Origin of the sequence: Bradyrhizobium sp. (genome assembly GCF_035701725.1) — a bacterium.
In the GTDB taxonomy this organism is placed as follows: Bacteria; Pseudomonadota; Alphaproteobacteria; order Rhizobiales; family Xanthobacteraceae; genus Bradyrhizobium.
In genome coordinates this window covers 1-3,160 of record NZ_DASSRP010000286.1, presented here as the reverse complement: position 1 = coordinate 3,160, position 3,160 = coordinate 1, and the positions used below count along the sequence as shown (strand labels likewise).

Below are 3,160 nucleotides of genomic sequence, written 5' to 3'. Positions count from 1 at the left end.
CCGCGGCATGATGGCCGCGATCGGCCACATGAACGGCGTGGCCGAAGTATTCGGCATTCCCTTGAGCGGGTTACCCGCCTGGTTGATCTGGCGCGCCTACTACTTGTCGGAGATGCCGACCTTGGGCCGCAAGCTTCGCATTTACGTCGAGTGGACGTGGGGGATGTTTTTTCCGACCGACATCACTCATTTCCGGTTTACACGGAGCGGCCAGACGATCGGGCGTTCAAACGAGCAGCTCGGACACGGACTCGTCCAGCGCGCGGAACTGACCGCTCAACGTGATCGCAACCGCAGACCTTGAAATGCACCCAACTCCTGATGAGGACCTATACATGACTCCCCTGCGCAGCTTCTTCGATTGCTGCCACAGCGCTTGGCCTCGGCCTCGCGTCGTCCGCGGCTTCCCGTCACGCGCGCAACGAGCATCGCGCTGCGTGAACCATAACGGATTATTTTGTTGTAACAGCCGCTGACTCAGCTTGTCGGAATGAAGGATTAACAATCCTCTATAAGTGCCTGATTTCGCGATGGTGGGCGCACCAGGGCTCGAACCTGGGACCCGCTGATTAAGAGTCAGCTGCTCTACCAACTGAGCTATGCGCCCGGAACTTGAAAGTCCGTCCCGAGACGGCCACCGCAAGAGGGCGTCGTTTAGCAAAGCGAACTTGCGATGTCCAGCAAGCCTGTGGGCATTTTCCGCCGCCCCGGCGCCCCCCTAACTCACGGCAAATGCGGCGGATTCCGTCACCCCCCACCCGCGGGCGACCCGTGCCGCGGCAAGGCCAAGCGAGCCTTGCGCGAAAAAAGCCGCCGGGATGACCCGGCGGCCTTGCTTCACAACGATGCCGATCGACGAAAATGGGGGATGAGATCAGAGCCGCTCGGCGTCGGGCCCGCCGTCGCGATCGCCGTCCATCATCCGGCGCTCGAAGCGGCCGCGCCAGCCCTCATGGTGATGCCAGCGGGTCAGGAGCGCAAGCCGCCGCTTCTGGCCGTCATCCAGCGTCTTGTAGAGCGGGTCGGCGGCATCGGCGATCTTCTTGAGCGCGGTGGCGGTCACCGCCATCCGGTCGGCGCGGTCGCGCAGCCGCGTCACCGGATCGGGCTGCTGCGCCTGATCGCTGCTCGCATTCGCCGCCGCCTCGCGCTCCTTGGCGCGATCAATTCTGATCTTGACGAGATCGCGCACCGCGCTCTCGACCGGCGGCCACAGCTTTTCCTGATCGGCGGTCAGCTTCAATCCGGCATGCACGGCCGCGATCTTCGCATCCGCCATCGCCGCGCGATCCTCGGCGCTCATCCGCGAATGGCCCATCATGCGATCATGAAACCAGCTATGCTGCTGGGCATAGACCGCAGTGGTGGCGGCGATAGCGAGCGCTGCGGCACCGGCGATTGCAAACTTTCTCATGTCAACCTCCCTTACCGGAGTGGAGTAGGTGCCGGAAGAATGGGCATCCGCGCTTGCGCAATCAACTTACAGTTCGGCAACGAACGCCACTCTTACCAAGAATTAATTTCATTCATGATTGGAAATGTTTGATCTAGATCATACCGAGCAGCCTCGGCAGCCACAGCGAAATCTCCGGCACGTAGGTAATCAGTCCGAGAAAGACCAGCATCGCGCAAAGCCACGGCAGCACCGCGATGGTGATCTCGCTGATGCCCATCTTGGCGATGCCGCTGGCGATATAGAGGTTGAGCCCAACCGGCGGATGGCAGAGGCCGACCTCGGTATTGACGATCATCAGGACGCCGAGATGCACCGGATGAATGCCAATCTTGGTCGCCAGCGGATAGAGGATCGGCGCCATGATGAGCAGGATCGATGACGGGTCCATGACATTGCCGGCGGCGAGCAGGATGACGTTGACCACCAGCAGGAAGGTCCAGACGCCGAAGTGCTTGTCGATGATCCAGGCCGCCATTTCCTGCGGGATCTGCTCATGCGTCATCAGGAACGAGAACAGCACCGCATTGGTGATGATGTAGAGCAGCATCGAAGACATGCTCGCGGCCTGCAGCAGCACCTTGCCGACTTCCTTGAGCTTCAGCTCCTTGTACACGAACACGGTGATGAAGAAGGCGTAGGTGGCGGCGACGGCTGCGGCCTCGGTCGGCGTGAAGATGCCGCCATAGATGCCGCCGAGCACGATGGCGATCAGCGCCAGGCCCCAGACGCTTTCCCGGAAGGCTTTCACCTGCTGGCCGAGCGTGGCGCGCGGCATCTTCGGATAGTCGTTGCGGCGCGCAATGAACCAGGTCACGACCGCAAGCATCAGCGCGAGCAGGATGCCGGGCACGATGCCGGCCATGAACAGCGCGCCGATCGAGGTATTGGTGGAGACGCCATACAGCACGAGGATGATCGAGGGCGGCACCAGAATGCCGAGCGCGCCCGAGGTCGAGATCACGCCGACGCCGAAGCGCCGGGGATAGCCGTGCTCGACCATCGCCGGCAGCATGATCGAACCGATCGCAACCACCGTTGCGACGCTGGAGCCGGAAATCGCGGCAAACATCGCACAGGCGGCGACGCCGGCAAGGCCGAGGCCGCCGGGCAGATGGCCGACCAGCGATGTCGTAAACGCGATCATGCGCCGCGCCACCCCGCCGCGGGTCAGGAAGGTGCCGGCGAGGATGAAGAACGGGATCGCCATGATGCCGAAATTGTCCAGCCCCGAAAACAGCTTCAGGCCGACGCTTTCGATCGGCACTTCGGTCATCGTGAACAGGAACATCAAGACGGTGAGGCCGAGCGAAATCGAGATCGGCATGCCCGTCAGCATCAGGGCAAACAACAGCCCGAAGATCAGCGCCGCGCTCATCAGGCTTCTCCGAGCGAGATCGGAGCCGTCGGACTGACCTCGATGTCATCGACATGGGCGGCGTCGTGATGCGGCAGCTCGTTGGTCCGCCAATAAGCCCACATCACCTGCAGGAAGCGGAAGCACATCAGATAGGAGCCGAGCGGAATGCAGGCGTAGACCAGCCAGCTCGGCAGTTCGAGGTCGGGCGAGACTTGGTCGGTCTGCATCAGTTCGATCACGAACTTGGCGCCCATGGTACCGACGATCGCGGTGAACAGCGCCCCGCCCGCCAGCCCGAACAGGATCGTCGCCTTGCGGGCGCGATCGTGCAGCTGGTTGATCAGCAC

3 protein-coding genes, 1 tRNA gene and 1 pseudogene are annotated in these 3,160 nt (G+C 62.3%); 1 reads left to right on the top strand and 4 read right to left on the bottom strand.

Annotated elements, in window-relative coordinates; all coding sequences use genetic code 11:
* Positions 1 to 304: pseudogene (locus tag VFL62_RS17120) on the top strand (hypothetical protein); the annotation flags it as partial.
* 227 nt (positions 305 to 531) lie between these two features.
* Here VFL62_RS17120 and VFL62_RS17115 read toward each other — a convergent pair.
* The 4 genes from VFL62_RS17115 to VFL62_RS17100 all read right to left on the bottom strand — a co-directional run.
* Positions 532 to 607, bottom strand: a tRNA-Lys gene (locus tag VFL62_RS17115).
* Between the two features lie 267 nt (positions 608 to 874).
* The gene (locus VFL62_RS17110; RefSeq protein WP_325173569.1) at positions 875 to 1,414 is read right to left on the bottom strand and encodes a Spy/CpxP family protein refolding chaperone; all 540 of its coding nucleotides are present in this window, start codon (positions 1,412 to 1,414) and stop codon (positions 875 to 877) included.
* Between the two features lie 133 nt (positions 1,415 to 1,547).
* Positions 1,548 to 2,831, bottom strand: coding sequence for a TRAP transporter large permease subunit (locus VFL62_RS17105; RefSeq protein WP_325173568.1), 1,284 nt, complete (start codon positions 2,829 to 2,831; stop codon positions 1,548 to 1,550).
* On the bottom strand, positions 2,831 to 3,160 hold a 330-nt coding region (locus tag VFL62_RS17100; RefSeq protein ID WP_325173567.1), incomplete at its 5' end, for a TRAP transporter small permease. The genes VFL62_RS17105 and VFL62_RS17100, both read right to left, overlap by 1 nt.